Below are 967 nucleotides of genomic sequence, written 5' to 3' on the forward strand. Positions count from 1 at the left end.
TTCATGCCAGTCCGGTCGCTGGAGCGGAATTGACAATTACCCCATTGGAAGCCCCATCCCGTGGCCTTCGACGACGCCTCCTCCCGGCTATTTTTTGATGGCTGGACAGCGTTTTCCCTGCGGTTCATACCCTCAACTGGCACGCACTTATCCCGGTTGTGTTTTGCCCGATCTGAGAGGGGTATTTATCCGTGGCCTGGATAACGGCCGCGGACTGGATCCTGGTCGCAGAGTCCTCAGCTATCAGGGGGATCAGAGTAATATGACAGCCAGTACAGGGGGAGATTTGAAAGGTCACCACCACGGTATGACGTACTACTACCCTGGCCCTCAGGAAGTCCGCCCTAAAAACGTGGCATTTAACTACATTGTCAAGGCGGGCTGAGCCGATAATAAAGGCGATCATGAGTGTAACGCAGACCACTTCAACATTACCTACTCTTGCAGTTTGCCAGCGATCGGCTGGCATTCGGCAAAATGCCAGTCCGGTCGCTGGCAAAAAGACCCTGCTGTTTTAGAACAACGTGAGTGTTTTGAGACCGGAAATCACAACGGACGCGACTTCGAGGAGCATCGTTGTCCCTCGGGGTGGTATGCTGCGGGCCTCCGCTTTTCGGGCCACAGACGCGAGGAATCGACGTATATGATTACATGCTGTCATTGAGTGGTCATGAGCGGTCAATCCCTGGCACACCATGCAATTGCCTTCATGCAAGTACCACCAGTAACACCACCGCCAGTATATATTTTCCAGGCATTTTCAAATGGGGAGGGCATTGAAAGATCAGGGGTGTTCCAGCCACTACCACCTGTCCACCTGGAAAGAACGAATCCCCCGGATATCAACTGTTTTCCTACAGGGCAATACGCTTTTGATTCAATAAACTTACCGCATGCGTTGTTGCCGTTTACCATCTCGAACGCAGTAATCTTGCCACTTGCCGTCCACACACCGGACTGGCATGAA

General features: G+C 52.5%; 1 protein-coding gene and 1 pseudogene. One reads left to right on the plus strand and one right to left on the minus strand.

What is annotated here, in order from left to right; genetic code table 11:
* On the plus strand, nt 1–385 hold a 385-nt coding region (locus BZK42_RS27890), incomplete at its 5' end, for a phage tail protein (RefSeq protein ID WP_143329786.1).
* Between the two features lie 293 nt (nt 386–678).
* Here BZK42_RS27890 and BZK42_RS29130 read toward each other — a convergent pair.
* A pseudogene (locus BZK42_RS29130) lies at nt 679–967 on the minus strand (shufflon system plasmid conjugative transfer pilus tip adhesin PilV); the annotation flags it as partial.

It is taken from the genome of Citrobacter braakii, from assembly GCF_002075345.1.
GTDB classification, from domain to species: Bacteria; Pseudomonadota; Gammaproteobacteria; order Enterobacterales; family Enterobacteriaceae; genus Citrobacter; species Citrobacter braakii.